The organism is Streptomyces lydicus (genome assembly GCF_004125265.1).
GTDB classification, from domain to species: domain Bacteria; phylum Actinomycetota; class Actinomycetes; order Streptomycetales; family Streptomycetaceae; genus Streptomyces; species Streptomyces lydicus_C.
In genome coordinates, this window is sequence record NZ_RDTE01000003.1 from 3,055,935 (window position 1) to 3,077,895 (window position 21,961).

Sequence of the window (21,961 nt, forward strand, 5' to 3'; positions counted from 1 at the left end):
GGGCACTTCGCGATGACTAGTCCATCCCAGACCGCGGGGACCACGACCGACACCGCAGGTCTTGGCCCCGAAGGACTGACTTCGAAGAAGAAAGGCAAGAGCGGCAAAAACGAACCGCTGCAGGGCCGCTCACCCGGCCAGCTGATGTGGACGCGCTTCAAGCGCGACCGGACCGGTGTCATCAGCGCCGGGGTAGTGCTCTTCTTCTTTCTGATCGGCGTGCTCGCACCGGTCATCTCCAAGCTCTACGGCAAGGATCCCTACACCCGCTACGGGATGATCACCCCGGGGCTGCTGGTCAACCAGTACCCGGCCGGGCCCAACGGCGGGATCAGCGGCGACTTCTGGTTCGGTATCGAACCCACCCTGGGCCGCGACGTCTTCATGCAGCTGCTCTACGGCATCCGCAACACGCTGGGCCTCGCCGTGGGCATCACCCTGGTCTCGGTGCTCACCGCGATCCTGCTGGGCGTCGCCGCCGGCTACTTCGGCGGGCGCACCGACTACTTCATCGGCCGGTTCATCGACCTGCTGATGGCCTTCCCCAACCAGCTCTTCTTCGTCGCCTTCGTGCCGGTCGTGGGCGCCATCTTCGTGGCTCCCGAAGACGAGATGCCTGAGTGGCTACGCGCGTCGATCATCATCCTGGTGATGTGGTTCCTGGGCTGGATGAGCCTGGCCCGGCTGCTGCGCGGCCAGGTACTGTCGCTGCGCGAGCGGGAGTTCGTCGAGGCCGCCAAGGTCAGCGGCGCCTCCCCGTGGCGGATCATCCGGCGCGAGCTGGTGCCCAACGTGATGACGCCCATCCTGGTGCAGACGACCTACATGCTGCCCAACTTCGTGACCTCCATCGCCGGGCTCTCGTTCCTCGGCGTCGGTCTGGTCGAGCCCACGCCCGACTGGGGCCGGATGTTCGCCAACGCGGCCGAGTACTACCGCAACGACATCACCTACTTGTTCTTCCCCGGCCTCGCGATGGTCATCTTCATCGTCGCGTTCAACCTGCTCGGGGACTCGGTCCGGGACGCCTTCGACCCGAAGAGGGCTCGGTGAATCCGTTCCGCGGGGGGGTGCTGCCACCCCACCAGCACCGCATCAGTCAGGCAGCAGCAACGGATCAACGACAGGCAGGTGCATCCACCACCATGAGCAACGTTCGTATGCGCAGAGCGCGCGCCACCGTCGTGGCGCTGGCCGCGGGGGCCATGGTCCTCACCGCGTGCAGCAGCGGCGCCAGCAAGGGCGCCGGCGACGACGACGCCCGCAAGAACGCCGAGAAGCAGCGCGCCCAGATAGCCTTCGGTGACGCCGCCGCCTCCAAGGGTCCGGCTGAGGCAGTGCCCGGCGCCACCCCGGGCGGCACCATCAAGGTCCTCCAGCGTGACACCTACGCGCACCTGGACCCGGCACAGATCTACGTCTCGGACCAGGGCACCGTCTCGTCCCTGCTGTTCCGCAGGCTGACGTCGTACCACCTGGACAACAAGGGCAAGTACACCGTCGTCGGCGACCTCGCCACGGACAGCGGCCAGAAGTCCGACGGCGGCAAGACCTGGACGTACAAGCTCAAGGACGGCATCAAGTTCGAGGACGGCAAGCCGATCACCTCGGCCGACATCCGCCACACCATCGAGCGGACCTTCGCGAACTTCATCTCCAGCGGCCCGACGTACATCCAGCGCTGGCTGGCGGACTCGACCGACTACCGCAAGCTCCTCAAGGGCGGGCCCTACGACGGGAAGCACCTGCCCAAGGACGTGCTGGACACGCCGGACGACAAGACCATCGTCTTCCACTTCAAGAAGCCCGTGGGTGACCTGCCCTACGCCCTGGCCATGGCGGGCTACGGCGCGGTCGAGAAGGCCAAGGACACCAAGGAGAAGTACGACAAGGCCCCGGTCGCCTCGGGCCCGTACAAGATCCAGCCCGGGTCGTTCAAGAACGGCAAGGGCATCACCCTGGTCAAGAACAACCAGTGGGACCCGGCCACCGACATCACGCGGCACCAGTACGTCGACAAGTTCGACATCCAGTTCAGCGTGGCCTTCACCGACTCCACCCAGCGTCTGATGGCCGACAACGCGGACAACCAGACCGCCATCAGCTTCAACAACCAGGTCGACGCCGCGAGCATGCAGCAGGTCGCCAACGACCCGAAGATCAAGGCCCGTTCGACCTCCGGCTACCAGCCCTATGTCGGCGTCATGAACTTCAACATGCGCCGCCTGAAGGACAAGAAGGTCCGCGAGGCGATCGCCTACGCACTGCCGACGCAGGCCATCCTCGACGCCTACGGCACCCCGGGCGGCGGTGAACTGGCGGGCAGCTACATCAGCCCGACGCTGACCGGCTACAAGGACATCGACCCCTACGGCAAGCTCAAGAAGCCGCTCGGCGACATCGAGAAGGCCAAGAAGCTCCTGAAGGAAGCCGGCAAGACCGGCATGAAGCTGACCTACGCGCACAACACGGCGACCGAGCCGTCGAAGTACTCCGTCTCGGTGGCCGACAACCTCAAGAAGGCCGGCTTCAACGTCCAGAGCAAGGAACTGCCGCCGGACACCTACTACGACATCATCGGCAAGACGGACAACAAGTTCGACCTCTACCCGAGTGCATGGGGTGCGGACTGGCCGAGCGCGCTGACGGTGCTCCCCTCGGTGTACGACGGCCGGCAGATCCAGGACGGCGGGACGAACTACTCGCTGTACAACAACCCGGCGACCAACAAGGAAATCGACCGGATCGAGCAGGAGACGGACCAGAAGAAGGCCGCGGACGACTGGTTCGCGCTCGGCGAGAAGATCCTCAAGGACGACCTGCCGCAGATCCCGACCTTCTACTACAAGCAGATCCAGCTGCACGGTTCCAAGGTCGGTGGCGTCGTGAACAACGACGTCATCAGCTCCGTCGACCCGACCAAGCTGTACGTCAAGAAGTGACCGTCAAGAAGTAACCGCGACCGTTCCGGTTACCCCGGCACCCGGTGTGCCCGCCTCGCAGGGCGGGCACACCGGGTGCCTCACCCCACACCTCCGCTGCCCCACGAGAGCTGCGATCTGCCATGCTTCGATTCCTCTTCCGCCGGTCTCTCGGCGCGATCGTGATCTTGCTGCTCATCAGCGCGTTCACGTTCTTCCTCTTCTTCGCCGCCCCCAGGGACCCCGCGCTGCTGGCGTGCGGAAGAAACTGTGGCCCCGACGCACTCGCGATCATCCACAAGAACATGGGGCTCGACCAGCCGATCCTGGTGCAGTACTGGCACTTCATGTCCGGCATCGTCACCGGCCGTGACTTCGCCCAAGGACCGTGCCCCGCCCCCTGCTTCGGCTACTCCTTCGCCACCGGCGACGCGGTGTGGAACACCATCGTCGACCGCTTCCCGATCACCCTGTCGCTGACCCTCGGCGCCGCCGCGGTCTTCCTGTTCCTCGGTCTGGCCACCGGCATGGTCGCCGCCTGGAAGCAGGGCTCGCTGATCGACAAGTTCTTCAGCTCGGCCTCGCTGGTCCTCAGCTCGATGCAGATCTACTTCGTCGGCCCGATCGTGCTGGCGCTGCTGGTCTACAACACCAATCTGCTGGGACAGCCCAAGTACGTGCCGATCACGGAGGATCCGGTCGGCTGGTTCATGGGCCTGCTGATCCCGTGGTGTGTGCTCTCGATCATCTTCACCGCGCAGTACACCCGTATGGCGCGCTCCGCGATGATCGAGCAGCTCCAGGAGGAACACGTCCGCACGGCCCGCGCCAAGGGCATGTCTGCCGCGACGGTCTTCTTCCGCTACGCCTGGCGTGGCTCGCTGATCCCCATCGTCACCATCTTCGGCATCGACCTCGGCACCCTTTTCGGCGGCGCCATGATCACCGAGGTGACCTTCGCCCTGCCGGGTCTGGGGACCCTGTCGATGCAGTCGGTGCAGAACACCGACCTGCCGACGGTCATGGGCGTGATGCTCTTCGCAGCCGCGTTCATCATCCTGTTCAACGTCATCGTGGACGCCTGCTACGCGTTCATCGACCCGCGCGTGCGTCTCGCCTAGGAGAACGACCAGTGACCACACTCACCAAACCCGAGGGTGCGCCGGTCCCGACCGGATCTGATGCGTTTCTCTCCGTACGCGACCTGCATGTGCGGTTCTCCACCGAGGACGGCATCGTCAAGGCGGTCGACGGTCTCTCCTTCGACCTGGAACGCGGTCAGACGCTCGGCATCGTCGGCGAATCGGGCTCCGGCAAGTCGGTGACCAACCTGTCCATCCTGGGGCTGCACGACCCCAAGGCCACCGAGATCGGCGGCGAGATCGTGCTGGACGGCCAGAAGCTGACCGGCGCCAGGGAGAAGACCCTGGAGACGCTCCGCGGCAACAAGATGGCCATGATCTTCCAGGACGCGCTGACCGCCCTGTCGCCGTACTACACCATCGGCCGGCAGATCGCCGAGCCGTTCATCAAGCACACCGGCGCCAGCAAGCGCGAGGGCCGGCTGCGGGCCATCGAGATGCTGACCAAGGTCGGCATCCCACAGCCCGATCTGCGGGTGGACGACTACCCGCACCAGTTCTCCGGCGGTATGCGCCAGCGCGCCATGATCGCCATGGCGCTGGTCTGCAACCCCCAGCTCCTGATCGCTGACGAGCCGACCACCGCCCTGGACGTCACCGTCCAGGCGCAGATCCTCGACCTGCTCAAGGACCTGCAGCAGGAGTTCGGCTCTGCGATCATCCTGATCACCCATGACCTCGGCGTGGTCGCCAACACCGCGGACGAAGTGCTGGTGATGTACGGCGGCCGGGCCGTGGAGCGCGGCTCCGTCAAGGAGATCCTCACCCAGCCCCGGCACCCGTACACCTGGGGCCTGCTGAGCTCGATGCCGCGGCTGTCCTCGGACGTCAGCGAGGCACTGCACCCGATCCCCGGTACCCCGCCCAGCCTGCTCAACCCGCCCGCCGGCTGCGCCTTCCACCCGCGCTGCGGCTTCACCGGCGAGGTCGGGGGCACCCGCTGCACCGACGAGCGGCCCACGCTGGCGCCGGGGCGCGCGGCCGCGTGCCATCTGAGCGCCGAGCAGAAGCAGACCCTCTTCATCGAGCAGATCAAGCCCCGGCTGGGCTAGGGAGCGACCACCATGACAGAGAACGTCACCCTCCCGGCGCCCCGTGACGCCGCACCCGCCCCTGGCGAGCCGCTGCTGACCGCCGAAGGCCTGACCAAGCACTTCCCGATCTACGGCGGCTTCCCGTTCAAGCGGAAGGTCGGTGCGGTCCAGGCGGTCGACGGCGTCGATCTGACCGTGCACGCCGGCGAGAGCTTCGGCCTGGTCGGCGAGTCGGGCTGCGGCAAGTCCACCACCGGGCGGCTGCTCACCCGGCTGATGGAGCCGACCGCCGGCAAAATCACCTACGCGGGCCGGGACATCACCCACGCGGGCCGCAAGGAGCTGGCGCCGATCCGCTCCGAGATCCAGATGATCTTCCAGGACCCGTACGCCTCGCTCAACCCGCGGCAGACGGTGGGCACCATCATCGGCGGCCCGATGGAGATCAACGGGATCAACCCGCCCGGCGGCCGGGAGAAGCGGATCCGTGAGCTCCTGGAGACCGTGGGTCTCAACCCGGAGCACTACAACCGCTTCCCGCACGAGTTCTCCGGCGGCCAGCGCCAGCGCATCGGCGTGGCCCGGGCGCTCGCCCTGGAGCCGAAGCTGATCATCGCCGACGAGCCGGTCTCCGCGCTGGACGTCTCCATCCAGGCGCAGGTCGTCAACCTGCTCCAGAAGCTGCAGCGCGAGCTGGGCATCGCGTTCCTCTTCATCGCCCACGACCTGGCGATCGTGCGGCACTTCAGCGAGCGGGTCGCGGTGATGTACCTCGGCAAGATCGTCGAGGTGGGTACCCGCGACGAGATCTACAACCGGCCGCGCCACCCGTACACGCACGCGCTGCTCTCGGCGGTGCCCGAGGCCAAGCTGGTGGAGGACGAGGAGGAGGACCGCGAGCGCATCCGCCTCGCCGGTGACGTCCCCTCCCCCGTCAACCCGCCCTCCGGCTGCCGGTTCCGTACGCGGTGCTGGAAGGCACAGGACAAGTGCGCGACCGAGGAGCCGCCGCTCGTCCAGCTCACCGGCAACAAGAGCGGCCACCTCACGGCCTGCCACTTCCCGGAGGAGCCGACGACCGCGGCCCGCGACGAGGACATCATCCTCGACCCGGCGCTGGCCGCGATCGAGGACGCCGCACCGGCCGACGAGGGCGGCAAGACCGACTGAGGGCCGAGCCGGCCGACGAGGCCGGTGAGGTCGACGAGACCGGTGAGACCGACGAGACCGGTGAGGTCGACGAGACCGGTGAGACCGACCGAAGACGGCAGCCGCGCGCACCCGAAGCCGTACGAGCCGGAGCCCGCTTCCCCTACGGGAGGCGGGCTCCGGCCTTACGGGATGCGGGCTCCGGCCCTACGGGAGGCGGGGCTCCGGTTCGTCTCATTCGCTCGCCACCACCCGCCGCTCCTCGGCGAAATGACACGCCGAGGCATGGGCGGCCGGCCCCTTCGTCTCCCGGAATTCCGGCGGCACCTCCAGCGCCGGCACCACCTCCGCACACAGCTGCCGGGCCTTCCAGCACCGCGTGCGGAAGCGGCAGCCGGAGGGCGGGGCGGCGGGCGAGGGGACGTCGCCCGTCAGCAGGATGCGCTCGCGGTGGCTGCGGGCGTCCGGGTCGGGGACGGGGACGGCGGACAGCAGGGCCTGGGTGTACGGGTGGGTGGGGTGCTCGTAGATCTGCTCGCCGGTGCCGGTCTCGGCGAGCCGGCCCAGATACATCACCGCGACGCGATCGGAGATGTGCCGTACGACGGACAGGTCGTGGGCGATGAAGACGTACGACAGGTCGAACTCGTCCTGCAACTGCTCCAGCAGGTTGACCACTTGGGCCTGGACGGAGACGTCCAGCGCGGAGACCGGTTCGTCGGCGACGATGATCTCCGGGCGCAGCGCGAGGCCGCGGGCGATACCGATGCGCTGGCGCTGGCCGCCGGAGAACTGGTGTGGATAGCGGTTGATGTACTCGGGGTTGAGCCCCACCACGTCCAGGAGTTCTTGGACCCTTCTGCGGCGGTCTCCCTTGGGGGCCACCTCGGGGTGGATCTCGTACGGCTCGCCGATGATGTCGCCCACGGTCATCCGGGGATTCAGGGAGGTGTAGGGGTCCTGGAACACCATCTGGATATTGCGGCGTACGGCCCGCAGCGCCCGTCCGGAGAGGGTGCTGATGTCCTCGCCGCGGTAGCGGATCCGACCTGCCGTCGGCCGCTCCAGGCCGACCAGCAGTTTGGCGACCGTGGACTTGCCGCAGCCCGATTCGCCGACGATGCCGAGTGTTTCGCCCTGGTGGAGGTCGAAGGAGACACCGTCGACGGCCCGGACCGCGCCGACCTGTTTCCTGAAGACCACTCCCCGGGTGAGCGGGAAGTGTTTGACCAGGTCGCGGACCTCCAGCAGCGGTTCCGCCGCAGCGGCCGCCGGGGTGCCGCCGTCACCGGGCCCCATCGAGCGTCTCCTTCCAGAAGTGGCAGGCGCTGGCCCGTCCCGGCCCGGCCTCGTAGAGCGGCGGAGGGTCGGTGCGGCAGACGTCCCGGGCCAGCGGGCAGCGTGGGTGGAAGGGGCAGCCCGGCGGGATGGCGGTCAGGTTGGGCGGCAGGCCCTTGATCGCGTACAGCCGCTGCCCCTTCTGGTCCAGCCGTGGGATGGAGTCCAGCAGACCGCGGGTGTATGGGTGCGCGGGCGCCCGGTAGAGCTGGTGGACAGGAGCGGTCTCGACGATCCGGCCCGCGTACATCACCGCGATGGTGTCGGCGACGTCCGCGACCACCCCGAGGTCGTGGGTGATCAGGATCAGCCCCATGGTGAGTTCCCGCTGCAGCTCCGCCAGCAGGTCCATCACCTGCGCCTGGACCGTGACGTCCAGCGCCGTGGTCGGCTCGTCCGCGATGATCAGGTCGGGGCCGAGGGACAGCGCCATCGCGATCATGATGCGCTGGCGCATCCCGCCGGAGAACTGGTGCGGATAGTCGCCCACCCGCTCGCGGGCCGCGGGGATACCGACCCGCTCCATCAGCTCCACCGCTCTGCCGCGGGCATCCTTACGGGACATCCCCTCGTGGACCTCGAACATCTCCCCGAGCTGAGCCCCGACGGTGAGGACCGGGTTCAGCGCGGACAGCGAGTCCTGGAAGATCATCGCCATCTTGGCGCCGCGGACTTTCCGCCGCTCCTCCTTGCGCAGGGTGAGCAGATCGCGCCCCTGGAAGATGATCTCGCCGCCGGTGACGAACCCGGGCGGCGAGTCGAGAATGCCCATCACGGCCTGGGCGGTCACGGACTTGCCGGAGCCGGACTCCCCCAGCACCGCCAGCGTCTGCCCGGGCGCCACCCGGTAGCTGACGCCGTTGACCGCCTTCGCCACGCCGTCGCGGGTGCGGAACTCGACCCGCAGATCGCGCACGTCGAGCAGGGCCGGCTCCGCGAGCGCCGTGCCGCCGCCGCCCGCGGGCCTGCTGTCCGCGTCCTCGTTCGTCATCTTCCGGCTCCTCAGCGCAACTTGGGGTCGAGGGCGTCGCGCACCGCGTCGCCGAGCATGATGAACGCCAGCACCGTGATGCTCAGAGCGCCCGCAGGCCACAGCAGCATGTGCGGCGCGCTGCGGATGTAGGTGGAGGCCGTGGAGATGTCGATGCCCCAGGAGACGGTGGGCGGTTTCAGGCCCGCGCCGAGGTAGGAGAGCGTCGCCTCCAGTGCGATGTACGTACCGAGCGCGATGGTGGCGACGACGATGACCGGGGCGACGGCGTTGGGGGCGATGTGCCGCAGCAGCATCCGCCCGTTGCCGGCGCCCAGCGCCCGTGCGGCCTGGACGTAGTCGTTCTGCTTGGCGGTGACGACGGAGCCGCGGGCGATACGGGAGACCTGCGGCCAGCCGAGCAGCACGATGAAGCCGACCACCGGCCAGACCGTGCTGCTGGTGACGACCGAGAGGAAGACCAGACCGCCGAGGATCACCGGGATGCCGAAGAAGATGTCGGCGAGCCGGGAGAGCAGGTTGTCCCCCCAGCCGCCGAAGAAACCGGCCAGCCCGCCCAGCAGACTGCCGAGCAGCGCCGCGCCGGTCGTGGCGCAGACGCCGACGGTGATGGAGGCGCGGGCCCCGTAGACCACCCGGGTGTAGACGTCGCGGCCCTGGGTGTCGAAGCCGAAGGGGTGGCCGGGCTGGGAGCCCTGCTGCGCCTTGGCGAGGTCCGCGCGGTACGGGTTGCCGGTGGCGATCAGCTGCGGCCAGATCGCGATGATCACCAGAAACACGATGACCAGCGCGGAGACCACGAAGACGGGGTTGCGGTAGAGGTCGTGCCAGGCGTCGCTCCACAGGCTGCGGGGCCTGCCCGGCTCCTTGCCGGGCGGTGCGGCGCCCGGCGGGGCCGCACCGGGCCGCCGCTCCAGCGACTCCGCCTCGCCGATGGCCAGCGCGGCGGAGCCGCCGTCGCCGTGGCCGATGGCTTCCTTGGGGACATAGGGCTCAGGCATAGCGGATCCTCGGGTCGAGGACGGCGTACAGCAGGTCGACGAGGAGGTTCGCCAGGAGGAAGACCAGCACCAGGATCGTCACGAAGCCCACGACGGTCGGCGAGTTCTGCCGCAGGACTCCCTGGTAGAGCTGGAAGCCGACGCCGTGGATGTTGAAGATCCGCTCGGTGACGATCGCGCCGCCCATCAGGGCGCCGATATCCGTGCCGATGAAGGTGACCACGGGGATCAGCGAATTGCGCAGCAGATGGCGGGTGATGACCCGGCGCCGGGGCAGGCCCTTGGCCAGGGCCGTACGGACGTAGTCGGCGCGGGCGTTCTCCGCGATCGAGGTCCGCGTCAGCCGGGTGACATAGGCGAGCGAGACCAGGGCCAGCACCAGCCCCGGCAGCAGGAGTTCGTTCAGTGGCGCTTCGGGGGCGACGGACGGTGCGGCCCAGCCCCACTGCACCCCGAACAGGAACTGCAGCAGATAGCCGCTGACGAAGGTCGGGATGGACACCACGACGAGGGTGAGGACAAGGACCGTGGTGTCGACGTCCCGGCCGCGGCGCAGCCCGCTGAACACCCCCAGCACGATGCCCACCACCATCTCGATCACGATGGCGATGACCGTCAGCCGCAGGGTGACGGGAAAGGAGGAGGCCATCAGCTCGGTGACCGACTGGCCGTTGAACGCGGTGCCGAAATTCCCCTGGAAGATCTGGCCCATGTAGTGCAGGTACTGCTTCCACAGCGGCTCGTCGAGGAAGAGGTCGCGGCGGATCTGCGCGGCGGTGGCGGGGTCGGGGGCCCGGTCACCGAACATCGCGGCCACGGGGTCGCCCAGTGCGTAGACCATGAAGAAGATCAGGAAGGTGCTGCCGATGAACACCGGGATCATCTGGAGCAACCGCCGGATCACATAGCGTCCCATGGAGCGTCAACCTCCTTCACACCGACGTCAGTTGACCTTGATCTCGTTGTAGACGGGCACGCTGAACGGGTTCAGTGACACATTGCTGATCCGGTCGGAGTAGCCGGCGCTGCCGTTCTGGTACCAGAGCGGAATGGCCGGCATCTGCTGGGCGAGGATCTTCTCCGAGTCCTGGAAGGTCGCGACGGCCCGGCGGGTGTCCGTTGCCGCGTTCGCCTCATTCACCAGCTTGTCGAAGGCGCGGTTGCTGAACTTTCCGTCGTTGGAGGAGGCATCGGTGTAGTACAGCGGCTGCAGGAAGTTCTGGATCAGCGGATAGTCCATCTGCCAGCCGGCCCGGAACGGCCCGGTCATCCGCCTGGCCGTGATCTTGTTCCGGAAGTCGGCGAAGGTGCCGACCGGGTTGCCGACGCAGGCATTGTCGTCCTCCAGCGACTTGTTGACGCTGTTGCAGAGGGCGTCGACCCAGTCCTTGTGGGACCCCGTATCGGCGTTGTACGTGAGGGTCATCGACCCGCCGGGAATTCCGCCGCCCTCCTTGATCAGCTGCTTGGCCCTGACCGGGTTGAACACACAGGCGTCGCCGCACAGCCCCGCCTTGTAGCCGCCGTGCGCCCCCAGCACCGGCGAGGTCCAGTCGGTGGCGGGGGTGCGGGTCCGGTGGAAGATCTCCCGGGTGATCTGGTCCCGGTCGATCGCCATGGACAGACCGCGCCGCAGCTTCTCCGCACCCGGGTGGTTCCACCGCTTGTCGTACATGGGGAAGGTCAGGGTCTGGATGATCCCGGCCGGCTGGTTGAGGTAGCGGCCCCCGAGGTCCGCCTTCACATGTGTGAGCTGCGCGGCCGGCACATCGTCGACCAGGTCGATATTGCCCGCCTGCAGATCGGTATAGGCGGTGTTGTTGTCCGTATAGACCCGCAGGTCGATTCCGCCGTTGCGCGCCGGATCGTCACCCGGGTACTTCTGCCATTTCCGCATCCGCAGCACGGACCCCTTGTCATAGGAGTCCACGAGATACGGGCCGTTCCCGACGGGATTCCCGAGCCAGGCGTCGTGATGTCGGAAGAACGCCTGCGGAAGCGGCATGAAGGCCGCGTAGCCCAGCGTGTCGGGCCAGCTGGAGAATTTCTGGTTGAGTTTGACGGTGAAGGTGTGGTCACCCTTCACCACCAGCCCCGACAGGGTCCTGGCCCGTGGACGCCCGCTGTCCGGATGCACCTGCGCAAAGCCGTCGATATAGCTGAAGAAAGCCGCGTTCTTCTGCTTGTTGCTCAGCAGCGCACCATAATTCCAGGCATCCACGAAGGACCGGGCCGTGACCTTTTCCCCGTTGCTGAAGGTCCAGCCTTTCTTCAGCGTCACCGTGAAATTCCGCGAATCCTTCGTCTCGATGCGGTCGGCGATCACATTCTCCGCAGCGCCGGTCTTCGGGTTGTAGCGCTTGAGCCCCCGGAACAGCATCTCCAGGACCTTGCCACCCTGGACCTCATTGGTGTTCGCCGGCTCCAGCGGATTCTGCGGATCGCCCCAGGACGAGCTGACCACCCCGGAACGGCTCGCACCGGCCCCGCCCCCGCAGGCCGTGGCCACGAGGGCGACGACGACGGCACAGCCGCCCCACCTCGCGCACGTGGCTCTCCGCATGACGCCTCCTCAGGTCCGGATCATGCCTAGCCACATCAGAGCGCAAAGGGGGACGTACCGCACTTCGGCGGCGACCGCCACTGCTCCGAAGACCGGAGAAAACCCCCGGATGCCCGAGCGGGGACGGAGCAGAGGAACCCCCGAGGACCCCCCCGAGAAACCCCGGGAGAGCCCCGGAAAAGCCCGGGGAACGAATCCCGGGGAGAGAGCCCGGGCCCCCGGCGCCCTCCCCGGCACTCCCTATATGTGATGCACCGACTCCACCGCGAACAGCCGCGGATCGAACCCCTCCGCCAGCGCCGCGGCCTCCGCCATGTGCTCCCGCGCCGTCGGGTCGCCCAGCATCGTCCGGAAGTGCTCCTCGCTCTCCCACTGGGCGTAATTGACGACCCGTTCGCCGTCCGCGCTCGCGTGGATGTTCGCCGAGATGAACCCCGGCCGGTCCTTCATCGTCTCCTCGGTGGCCCGGCTGAGCACCGCCACCAGCTCCGCCTGCCGCTCGGGCCGGACGGTGAACACATTGATGAGCGTGGCGATCGTGCGCCCGGTCTCGATCTTCGTTGCAACTGCCATACCGACAGTCTGCCGCCGACCACTGACAACCCGGCCACGGCCGGGACGCCACAGCAGCCGAGCGCCGGCCGCTCTCGCCGCGCGGACCGCCCCCGCCGCCCTCCGGGTACGCAAACGGGGCGCCCCTCACATGGAGGGGCGCCCCGTCACCTCGGGCCGGAATCCCGGCCCGGACCACCGTCGGTGTGACCGCTCGGCGCGGTCCTTTAGCGCTTCGCGCGGGAAGCCGTGCGGCCGCGCTCCTTCTGGTCCAGGACGACCTTGCGGATGCGCACGGCCTCCGGGGTCACCTCGACGCACTCGTCGTCGCGGCAGAACTCCAGGGACTGCTCCAGCGACAGCTTGCGCGGCGGCACGATCGCCTCGAACGAGTCGGCCGAGGAGGAGCGCATGTTGGTGAGCTTCTTCTCCTTGGTGATGTTGACGTCCATGTCGTCGGAGCGGGAGTTCTCGCCGACGATCATGCCCTCGTACACCTCGGTGCCCGGGTCGGTGAAGAGCACACCGCGCTCCTGGAGGTTGGTCATCGCGAAGGCGGTGACCGCACCGGTGCGGTCGGCGACCAGGGAGCCGTTGTTACGGGTGGAGAGCTGGCCGAACCACGGCTCGTGACCCTCGTGGATGGAGTGCGCGATACCGGTGCCGCGGGTGTTGGTCAGGAACTCGGTACGGAAGCCGATCAGGCCGCGGGAGGGAACGACGAACTCCATGCGGACCCAGCCGGAGCCGTGGTTGGACATGTTGTCCATCCGGCCCTTGCGGACACCCATCAGCTGTGTGACGGCGCCCATGTGCTCCTCGGGCACGTCGATGGTCATGCGCTCGACGGGCTCGTGCGTCTTGCCGTCGATCTCCTTGGTGACCACCTGCGGCTTGCCGATGGTCATCTCGAAGCCCTCGCGGCGCATCTGCTCGACCAGGATGGCCAGCGCCAGCTCACCGCGGCCCTGCACCTCCCAGGCGTCGGGGCGCTCGGTCTCCAGCACGCGCAGCGAGACGTTACCGATCAGCTCGCGCTCCAGGCGGTCCTTGACCTGGCGGGCGGTGACCTTGCGGTCCTTGACCGCGTTCTTGGCGTCCGCGCCCTTGCCGGTACCGCCGCGGCCGACCAGCGGCGAGGTGTTGGTGCCGATGGTCATGGAGATGGCCGGCTCGTCGACCGTGATCAGCGGCAGCGCGATCGGGTTCTCCGGATCGGCCAGGGTCTCGCCGATCATGATGTCGGGGATACCGGCGACCGCGCAGATGTCGCCCGGGCCTGCCACCTCGGCGGGCTTGCGGGTGAGCGCCTCGGTCATCATCAGCTCGGTGATGCGGACGTTCTGGATCGAGCCGTCACGCTTGATCCAGGCGACGTTCTGGCCCTTGCGCAGCTCGCCCTGCTCGACCCGGAGCAGCGCGATACGGCCGAGGAAGTTGTCCGCGTCGAGGTTGGTGACGTGGGCCTGGAGCGGGGCCTGTCCGTCGTACTCCGGCGCCGGAATGTGCTCCAGCAGCGTGGTGAAGAAGGGCTGCAGGTTCTCGCTGTCGGCGGGGACGGTGCCGTCCTCCGGCTTGGTCAGCGAGGCGACGCCGTCACGGGCGCAGGCGTAGACGATCGGGAACTCGATCTGGTCCTCGTCCGCGTCCAGGTCCAGGAACAGGTCGTAGGTCTCGTTGACGACCTCGTCGATCCGGGAGTCGGGGCGGTCGGTCTTGTTGATGCACAGGATGACCGGCATCCGGGCCGCGAGGGCCTTGCGGAGCACGAAGCGGGTCTGCGGGAGCGGACCCTCGGAGGCGTCGACCAGCAGGACGACCGCGTCGACCATCGACAGACCGCGCTCGACCTCGCCACCGAAGTCGGCGTGGCCGGGGGTGTCGATGATGTTGATCGTGATCGGGTCCCCGCCGTCCTTGGGGTGATACTTCACCGCCGTGTTCTTGGCGAGGATCGTGATGCCCTTCTCACGCTCCAGGTCGTTGGAGTCCATCATCCGGTCGTCGAGCTTCTCGGCGGCGTGCTCGGCGAACGCGCCGGCCTGCTTGAGCATGGCGTCGACGAGGGTCGTCTTCCCGTGGTCGACGTGGGCGACGATGGCAACGTTACGAATGTCGTGGCGCGTGGGCATACTGGCGGCGCTTCTCCCGGAATCGTGGGTGGCGGCACGTCCATTCGGTACGCGCGCCTGCCGGGCATAACGAAGCCACGGCCTCACCCCATCGTACGGGGCTGCGGCGGCATTGACCGCCGCAGCCCGTACCTACGCCTTCTGACCTGCGGTTTCTTGCCTTTATTCGCCAGGGTGCCCGCCCGGCTACATCTGGTAGCCGATGTCCTGGAAACGGGGTGTGGCGAAGCCGAAGGCGCCGACGTTGGCGAGCGTCTTCTTCGTGGCCACCAGCTCGGGCCGCTGGTAGAGCGGAATCGATCCGGCGGCCGCCCAGATCCTGGCGTCGGCCTGCTCGACCAGCGTGTGCGCGGCGCTCTCGTCCAGCTCGGAGGCGGCCTGGTCGAAGAGCTGGTCGATGTGGTCGGTGCCGACCCGGGTGTAGTTCTGCTCGACGGTCAGCGAGCCGTCGGGCGCGGGCTGCGGCTTGGCGTAGATCGGCCGGGCGTCGGTCGCCGGGTAGGCGGTGCCGGGCCAGGAGTACAGCGCCAGGTCGTAGTCACCGGAGGCGATGTGGTCCTGGAAGTAGCTGGCGTCGGAGACCCGCTGGAGGGAGGTCTGCACGCCGATCTTGGCGAGCATTTCGGCGATCTGCCGGCCGACGGCGCGCAGCTGTGCGGAGCCTGCGCCGTCGGGGAGCACGAAGCGCAGGGTGAGCGGCCTGCCGTTCTTCTTGACGGCGGCGATCTTGGCCCCCTTGTGGCCGGCCGGCCGCGGTGCGAAGGCCGCGTCGGCGGGCCGCTCGGCGGCCGCGCGCAGGGCGCCCGGGTGCCCGCCGGACCCCGGCAGATTCGGGGCCTGCCCGGTCTCGATCAGCTCGGCCGCACCGAGCGTCTGTGCCGCGCGCCTCTTGTACTGCTTGTACCTGCCGAACGCCGCCGACGTGGTGTCCTCGCCCGCTTCGTCCTTCTCCCTGGCCGCCGCCTCCTTGTAGAAGGAGGCACTCTGCCGCAGCAGGGCGGCCTGCTGGACCTCGGAGCCGACCGCGCCGGTGAAGGACAGCGGGGCCTTCGCGGCGGCGGGCCGCATGCCGTCGGACCGCTCGCTCCCGGCGGGCGGGGCGGCATGGCCGCGGCCGGAGCGGGCCGGGTTGCGGTCATCGGCGTCGCCGTCGTCGCCGCCGTCGGACCGGTCATCGGCCCTCTCGTCCCGGTAGCGGTCGTCCGACGCGTCCCTGCCGGGTGCCGGTGCGTCCGCCTTCTCGCCGGCCTGCTGGCGGTCGGTGTTGTCGCTCTTCCAGCCGGCCTCCGCGAGCAGCGCCTTGGCCGCCCCGGTGTCCTGGCCGCCGAGCGCATCACTGTGGTCCTCGTAGCCGTACTGCTCGGCCATCAGCAGATGGCTGCCGAGCGGCCTGGACGGCAGGTCGAGCGGCTTGAGGACGGTGTCCGCGAGCTCCTGGCGGTCGAGGGCACGGGCCACCGCGCGGCGCACCCGGTCGTCGGCCAGCGGCCCGCTGCTGCCGTTGAGGGCGAGCTGGGTGTAGGCGGGCTCCAGGGCCTTGCGGATGGTGTAGCCGCGCAGTACGGCGTTCTCCGCCGCGGCGGCCTTGGCGCCGGAGCGGGCCCCGGCCCGGTTCCCCTCGCTCTGCGGGCCCGCGTTGCCGTCGCCGGGCGCGTGCGGGCCGGCCGAGGCGGCGCGCCGGGCGGAGGCGACCCGCTTCGCGGCGACCTGGTCGACCGCGGCGACATCGATGCTCCCGTCGGCGAGCGCCGCGGCCCGCTTGTCGCCGGGCAGCGACTGCAGCACGATCCTCTTGAGCATGGCGGGATCGCCCCACCACTTCGGGTTGCGTACGAGGACCACGCGCCCCTGTTTGGCGTCCCGCTTCTGGAAGAGGAACGGCCCGGCACTGACCTGCAGTTGCTCACGGGCGCCGTCGTTGAAGGCGTCGGCGCTGCCCATCACGCTCTTGGGGTAGAGCGGGGTGAACAGGGACTCCCAGTCGGCGTAGGGGCGGGCGAAGGTGACCTTGACCTCGCGGGAGTCCGCGCCCTGCTCGACCTTGCCGATCCGGTCGTAGCCGGCGTTGCGGGCGGTCCAGAAGGCGTTGTCCTTGCCGCGCAGCGCGGTCCACTGGGCGATGAAGTCGGCGGCGGTGACCGGTCGGCCGTCGCTCCACCGCGCCTTGCGGTTGATCTTGTAGGTGACGACCTGTTTGGGGTCGCGGGCGCTGATGTCCGCGGCGTCCAGGTAGTCGGCGTTGCGCTGTGGTCTGCCGTTCGCGTCGAGGGTGAACATGCTGGGCAGCACCGCGCCGGCGATCCGCGTGGTGGTCGCGTCGGCGTCGGACTGGAAGGCGTTCAGCGTGCCGGGCATCGCATCGACGGCCCAGCGCAGGGTGCCGCCCTTCTTCAGTTCGCCGCGGGGCGCGGCGGCGATGTCCTGGGATGTGGCGACAGACGTGTCCCGGGCCTCGTCACTGCATCCGGCCAGGGCCGGCAGCGGGAGCAGCACCCCGGCCGCGATGAGCGCGGCACAGCGCCGCCTGCGGCACGCCGCGCGGCGGCCTGAGGGGTGGTCGTGGTCGGTCATGACGGTTACCTCCGGGCTCGCCCGCGCCGCGCCGTGCGCCGCCTGGGGCCAGACCGGCGCACCACGTTCGGCCGACTTTGGGGCTCATCACATCTATGGCCCCCCTACTGAATGCGACCTCGCGCGCAGTGGCCGCCCGACACGTCGGCCGGCGCCCCAAGCCCACCCGCCCGGCCCAACACCGGGCCCCTCAGCAGCCGGAATCCGTGCCCCGGGCGGCGCGGAGCGCCCCCGCACACCAGCGGTTTCCGTATCCGCGTTCGACCTGCGCCGCGGCGCATGGTTGCCGGAACGCACCGGTTCGAGTCGTAATCACGCTCGCCCCCTTCCCAACGCCTACTGTGACGCGCGACACTCTCGGGCGCATGAGATCGCCCACCACACCTTCAAAAGTGAGGGCACGTTATGTCCCTTCAGGACGAATTGACGGCGGTTGAACGCAGCCTGGACGGTCTGACCCGTTCGGTGGGACGGCTGGAGGCTCAGCTCGACGCCTGTCTGGACATCCGCCGGCTCCGCAGCGACACGGACCATCTGCGCGAAAGCCTGACCCTGCTCAAGCAGAGTGTGGCGGCCGGTCCGCCGCGCCGTCCGAGCGCCGTCGTCGAGGAGATGGTGACGATCCCCGACGCCCCGTACGACGCCGCGCTGTGGACCGATGCCGAGGACGAGGGGCTCGGCTCCAGGAACGGCCACGCGCCCTGACCACGCGGCACGAGTCCCGCTCACCACCCCTCATCCCGTCCCGCCCCGCCCCGGCGGTGCCTTCGCCGCCCCCGCCCCGACGGAGCGCCCTTCACGGAGACCGACGTTGGCCACTGGCACCGAACCCTCCCCACCAGCACCCGCGAACGGTGTGCACACCGCCTCGCGCGCCGCCATCCCCGCCCGCCATCTGCGCACCGACCGCTGGTGGCTGGCACCGGCCGGCACCGCCGCCGGACTGTTCGCGTTCATCGTCTACTCGACCTGGCGGGCGTTCGCGAACGCCGACTACTACCACGCGCCCTATGTCTCGCCGTTCTACTCGCCCTGCCTGGCGGAGAACTGCCGCACCATGCGCGGCGGCCCCAACTGGGAGATCTTCGGCAGCTGGTGGGGCCTGTCCCCGGCGCTGCTCATCCTGATCTTCCCGCTGGGCTTCCGGCTGACCTGCTACTACTACCGCAAGGCCTACTACCGCGGCTTCTGGGCCTCGCCGCCGGCCTGCGCGGTCGCCGAGCCGCACAAGAAGTACACCGGTGAGACCCGCTTCCCGCTGATCCTGCAGAACATCCACCGCTACTTCTTCTACTTCGCGGTGCTGGTCGCGGGCGTGCTGACCTACGACACCGCGCTGACCTTCCGCGACGAGAACTACGCCTGGGGCCACATGGGCCTGGGCACCCTGGTCTTCCTCGCCAACATCGTGCTGATCTGGGCGTACACCCTCTCCTGCCACTCGTGCCGGCACATCGTCGGCGGACGGCTGCGGCACTTCTCCAAGCACCCGGTGCGCTACCGGCTGTGGGGCTGGGTCGGCAAGCTCAACGAGCGGCACATGCTGCTCGCGTGGTCCTCGCTGATCAGCGTGGCCGTCGCCGACTTCTATGTCTTCCTGCTGGCCAGCGGGGCCATCACGGACCCGCGTTTCTTCTGACGACAGCATCTCTCAAGGAAAGGTGTGCCCTCTGATGGCGCATGTGGACCGGCAGGCATGGGACGTGGTCGTGGTGGGCGCCGGCGGCGCCGGTCTGCGTGCCGCCATCGAGGCCCGCGAGGCCGGCATGCGGACGGCCGTGATCTGCAAGTCCCTGTTCGGCAAGGCGCATACGGTGATGGCCGAGGGCGGCATCGCCGCCAGCATGGGCAATGCCAACGAGCACGACAACTGGCAGGTCCACTTCCGCGACACCATGCGCGGCGGGAAGTTCCTCAACCAGTGGCGGATGGCCGAGCTGCACGCCCGTGAGGCCCCGGACCGGGTGTGGGAACTGGAGACCTGGGGCGCGCTCTTCGACCGCACCGCGGACGGCCGGATCTCCCAGCGCAACTTCGGCGGCCACGAGTACCCGCGCCTCGCGCACGTCGGCGACCGTACCGGCCTGGAGCTGATCCGCACCCTCCAGCAGAAGATCGTCTCGCTGCAGCAGGAGGACGAGAAGGAGTTCGGCGCCTACGACGCCCGGCTGAAGGTCTTCCAGGAGTGCACGGTCACCCGGGTGCTCACGGAGTCGTTCAGCGGCTCCGCCGCGGGGCCCGGCAGGGTCTGTGGCACCTTCTGCTACGAGCGGGAGTCCGGCCGCTTCTTCGTGCTGGAGGCCCCGGCGGTGGTGCTGGCCACCGGCGGGATCGGCAAGTCCTTCAAGGTGACCTCGAACTCCTGGGAGTACACCGGCGACGGGCACGCACTGGCGCTGCTGGCCGGGGCGCCGCTGATCAACATGGAGTTCGTGCAGTTCCACCCCACCGGCATGGTCTGGCCGCCGTCGGTCAAGGGCATCCTCGTGACCGAGTCGGTCCGCGGGGACGGCGGGGTGCTGCGCAACAGCGAGGGCAAGCGCTTCATGTTCGACTACATCCCGGACGTCTTCAAGGACAAGTACGCCCAGACCGAGGAGGAGGGCGACCGCTGGTACGAGGATCCGGACCACAACCGCCGCCCGCCCGAACTGCTGCCCCGCGACGAGGTCGCCCGCGCCATCAACGCCGAGGTCAAGGCGGGCCGCGGCTCCCCGCACGGCGGCGTCTATCTGGACGTCTCCACCCGGATGCCGGCCGAGGTGATCAAGCGGCGGCTGCCGTCGATGCACCACCAGTTCAAGGAGCTGGCGGATGTGGACATCACCGCCGAGCCGATGGAGGTCGGCCCGACCTGTCACTACGTGATGGGCGGGGTGGACGTGGACCCGGACACCGCGGCGGCGACCGGCGTACCGGGCCTGTTCGCGGCCGGTGAGGTGGCCGGCGGGATGCACGGCTCCAACCGGCTCGGCGGCAACTCGCTCTCCGACCTGCTGGTCTTCGGCCGCCGGGCGGGGCTGCACGCGGCCGAGTACGCACAGTCGCTGGCCGCAGAACGGCCGGCCGTCGACCCGCTGCAGATCGACGCGGCGGAGGCGGAGGCGCTGCGCCCCTTCAGCGCCGAGCTCGTCGAGGCGGACGCCGGCCACGAGCCGGGCCCGGCGGAGAACCCGTACACCCTGCACCAAGAGCTCCAGCAGTCGATGAACGACCTGGTCGGCATCATCCGCAAGGAGAGCGAGATGTTCGAGGCGCTGAAGCGGCTGGCCGATCTGCGGGTGCGGGCCCGGCGGGCCGGCGTCGAGGGACACCGGCAGTACAACCCCGGCTGGCATCTGTCCCTCGATCTGCGGAACATGCTGCTGGTCAGCGAGTGTGTGGCACGGGCCGCGCTGGAGCGCGAGGAGAGCCGGGGCGGGCACACCCGCGACGACCATCCGGCGATGGACCGCACCTGGCGCAACATCAATCTGGTCTGTGAACTCGCCGACCCGCAGGGCGAGGCGCGGGCCTCCGACGCCGCGCTGGGCCAGATCCGCCTCTCCCGCCGCGAGACCCCGCCGATCCGCCGCGACCTGCTGGAACTGTTCGAGAAGGACGAGCTGGCGAAGTATCTGACCGACGAGGAGCTGAGCCGGTGAGCGTGTCGCAGGAAGAGCAGCAGCAGTCCGGCGTCTACCAGGCGCACTTCCGGGTGTGGCGGGGCGACGCGGACTCCGGGGAGCTGGAGGACTTCAAGGTCGAGGTGCACGACGGCGAGGTGGTGCTGGACATCGTCCACCGCCTGCAGGCGACCCAGGCACCCGATCTCGCCGTGCGGTGGAACTGCAAGGCCGGCAAGTGCGGTTCGTGCAGCGCGGAGATCAACGGGCGGCCGCGGCTGATGTGCATGACCCGGATGTCGGTGTTCGACCGTACGGAGACCCTCACCATCACGCCGATGCGGGCCTTCCCGGTCATCCGCGACCTGGTCACCGATGTGTCCTTCAACTACACCAAGGCCCGCGAGATCCCGGCGTTCGTCCCGCCCCCGGAGCTGGGCCCCGGTGAGTACCGGATGCAGCAGGAGGACGTGGGCCGGTCGCAGGAGTTCCGCAAGTGCATCGAGTGCTTCCTGTGCCAGGACACCTGCCATGTCGTCCGGGACCACGAAGAGAACAAGGAGGCCTTCGCCGGTCCGCGCTTCCTGATGCGGATCGCCGAACTCGACATGCATCCGCTGGACGCGGCCCCGGAGGCGGGTCTCGACCGCAAGCGCACCGCGCAGGACGAGCACGGGCTGGGCTACTGCAACATCACCAAGTGCTGCACCGAGGTCTGCCCCGAGCACATCAAGATCACCGACAATGCGCTGATCCCGCTGAAGGAGCGCGCCGCGGACCGTAAGTACGACCCGCTGGTGTGGCTCGGGAACAAGATCCGGCGTCGTAGCGAATGACCGGACGGGGCGTATGACCGGACGGGCGGGGCCCGGGGTGCGCACCCCGGGCCCCGCCCGCGTCCTCGGATCCTCAGCCCCTCAGCCCCTCAGGTCCTCAGGTCCTCAGGTCCTCAGGTCCTTAGG

At 68.8% G+C, this 21,961-nt stretch carries 17 protein-coding genes; 9 read left to right on the forward strand and 8 right to left on the reverse strand.

What is annotated here, in order from left to right; all coding sequences use genetic code 11:
* Window positions 1-12: 12 nt before the first annotated feature.
* The 5 genes from D9V36_RS15825 (at window position 13) to D9V36_RS15845 (ending at window position 6,267) form a co-directional block, all read left to right on the forward strand.
* On the forward strand, window positions 13-1,053 hold the full coding sequence (locus tag D9V36_RS15825) for an ABC transporter permease (RefSeq protein ID WP_129294339.1): 1,041 nt from the start codon (window positions 13-15) through the stop codon (window positions 1,051-1,053).
* A gap of 92 nt (window positions 1,054-1,145) precedes the next feature.
* Window positions 1,146-2,942, forward strand: a complete 1,797-nt coding sequence (locus D9V36_RS15830) for an ABC transporter substrate-binding protein (protein ID WP_129294340.1) — start codon at window positions 1,146-1,148, stop codon at window positions 2,940-2,942.
* Window positions 2,943-3,064: 122 nt separating this feature from the next.
* Window positions 3,065-4,042: an ABC transporter permease gene (locus D9V36_RS15835; RefSeq protein WP_129294341.1), complete on the forward strand. Its 978-nt coding sequence runs from the start codon at window positions 3,065-3,067 to the stop codon at window positions 4,040-4,042.
* An 11-nt stretch (window positions 4,043-4,053) separates the two neighbouring features.
* Window positions 4,054-5,115 (forward strand): ABC transporter ATP-binding protein, encoded by a 1,062-nt coding sequence (locus D9V36_RS15840; RefSeq protein ID WP_129294342.1) that lies wholly within the window; start codon window positions 4,054-4,056, stop codon window positions 5,113-5,115.
* 12 nt (window positions 5,116-5,127) lie between these two features.
* Window positions 5,128-6,267 (forward strand): ABC transporter ATP-binding protein, encoded by a 1,140-nt coding sequence (locus D9V36_RS15845; RefSeq protein WP_129294343.1) that lies wholly within the window; start codon window positions 5,128-5,130, stop codon window positions 6,265-6,267.
* 213 nt (window positions 6,268-6,480) lie between these two features.
* Here the strand turns inward: D9V36_RS15845 and D9V36_RS15850 are convergent, their stop codons facing one another.
* The 8 genes from D9V36_RS15850 to D9V36_RS15885 form a co-directional block, all read right to left on the reverse strand.
* Window positions 6,481-7,545 carry an ABC transporter ATP-binding protein gene (locus tag D9V36_RS15850; protein WP_129294344.1) on the reverse strand — a complete coding sequence of 355 codons (1,065 nt, stop codon included), beginning with the start codon at window positions 7,543-7,545 and terminating at the stop codon, window positions 6,481-6,483.
* Window positions 7,532-8,575, reverse strand: coding sequence for an ABC transporter ATP-binding protein (locus D9V36_RS15855; RefSeq protein WP_241720887.1), 1,044 nt, complete (start codon window positions 8,573-8,575; stop codon window positions 7,532-7,534). Before D9V36_RS15855 ends, D9V36_RS15850 begins: the two co-directional genes overlap by 14 nt.
* 11 nt (window positions 8,576-8,586) lie before the next feature.
* Window positions 8,587-9,576, reverse strand: coding sequence for an ABC transporter permease (locus tag D9V36_RS15860; RefSeq protein ID WP_129294345.1), 990 nt, complete (start codon window positions 9,574-9,576; stop codon window positions 8,587-8,589).
* Window positions 9,569-10,492 carry an ABC transporter permease gene (locus D9V36_RS15865; RefSeq protein ID WP_129294346.1) on the reverse strand — a complete coding sequence of 308 codons (924 nt, stop codon included), beginning with the start codon at window positions 10,490-10,492 and terminating at the stop codon, window positions 9,569-9,571. The genes D9V36_RS15860 and D9V36_RS15865 overlap by 8 nt, the downstream gene beginning before the upstream one ends.
* Window positions 10,493-10,519: 27 nt before the next feature.
* On the reverse strand, window positions 10,520-12,139 hold the full coding sequence (locus tag D9V36_RS15870) for a peptide ABC transporter substrate-binding protein (RefSeq protein WP_129294347.1): 1,620 nt from the start codon (window positions 12,137-12,139) through the stop codon (window positions 10,520-10,522).
* Between the two features lie 240 nt (window positions 12,140-12,379).
* Window positions 12,380-12,712 (reverse strand): antibiotic biosynthesis monooxygenase family protein, encoded by a 333-nt coding sequence (locus tag D9V36_RS15875; RefSeq protein WP_129294348.1) that lies wholly within the window; start codon window positions 12,710-12,712, stop codon window positions 12,380-12,382.
* Window positions 12,713-12,918: 206 nt separating this feature from the next.
* On the reverse strand, window positions 12,919-14,823 hold the full coding sequence (gene typA / locus D9V36_RS15880) for a translational GTPase TypA (RefSeq protein WP_129294349.1): 1,905 nt from the start codon (window positions 14,821-14,823) through the stop codon (window positions 12,919-12,921).
* Window positions 14,824-15,009: 186 nt separating this feature from the next.
* The gene (locus D9V36_RS15885; RefSeq protein WP_129294350.1) at window positions 15,010-17,394 is read right to left on the reverse strand and encodes an ABC transporter family substrate-binding protein; all 2,385 of its coding nucleotides are present in this window, start codon (window positions 17,392-17,394) and stop codon (window positions 15,010-15,012) included.
* A 405-nt stretch (window positions 17,395-17,799) separates the two neighbouring features.
* Between D9V36_RS15885 and D9V36_RS15890 the strand changes: the two genes are divergently transcribed.
* The 4 genes from D9V36_RS15890 to D9V36_RS15905 all read left to right on the forward strand — a co-directional run bounded on the left by D9V36_RS15890 (window position 17,800) and on the right by D9V36_RS15905 (window position 21,835).
* The gene (locus D9V36_RS15890) at window positions 17,800-18,099 is read left to right on the forward strand and encodes a hypothetical protein (RefSeq protein ID WP_129294351.1); all 300 of its coding nucleotides are present in this window, start codon (window positions 17,800-17,802) and stop codon (window positions 18,097-18,099) included.
* A gap of 106 nt (window positions 18,100-18,205) precedes the next feature.
* Complete coding sequence (locus D9V36_RS15895; protein ID WP_129294352.1) at window positions 18,206-19,033, forward strand: hypothetical protein; 828 nt, start codon at window positions 18,206-18,208, stop codon at window positions 19,031-19,033.
* A gap of 34 nt (window positions 19,034-19,067) precedes the next feature.
* Window positions 19,068-21,038: a fumarate reductase/succinate dehydrogenase flavoprotein subunit gene (locus D9V36_RS15900; protein WP_129294353.1), complete on the forward strand. Its 1,971-nt coding sequence runs from the start codon at window positions 19,068-19,070 to the stop codon at window positions 21,036-21,038.
* Complete coding sequence (locus D9V36_RS15905; RefSeq protein WP_129294354.1) at window positions 21,035-21,835, forward strand: succinate dehydrogenase/fumarate reductase iron-sulfur subunit; 801 nt, start codon at window positions 21,035-21,037, stop codon at window positions 21,833-21,835. The genes D9V36_RS15900 and D9V36_RS15905 overlap by 4 nt, the downstream gene beginning before the upstream one ends.
* Window positions 21,836-21,961: the final 126 nt, after the last annotated feature.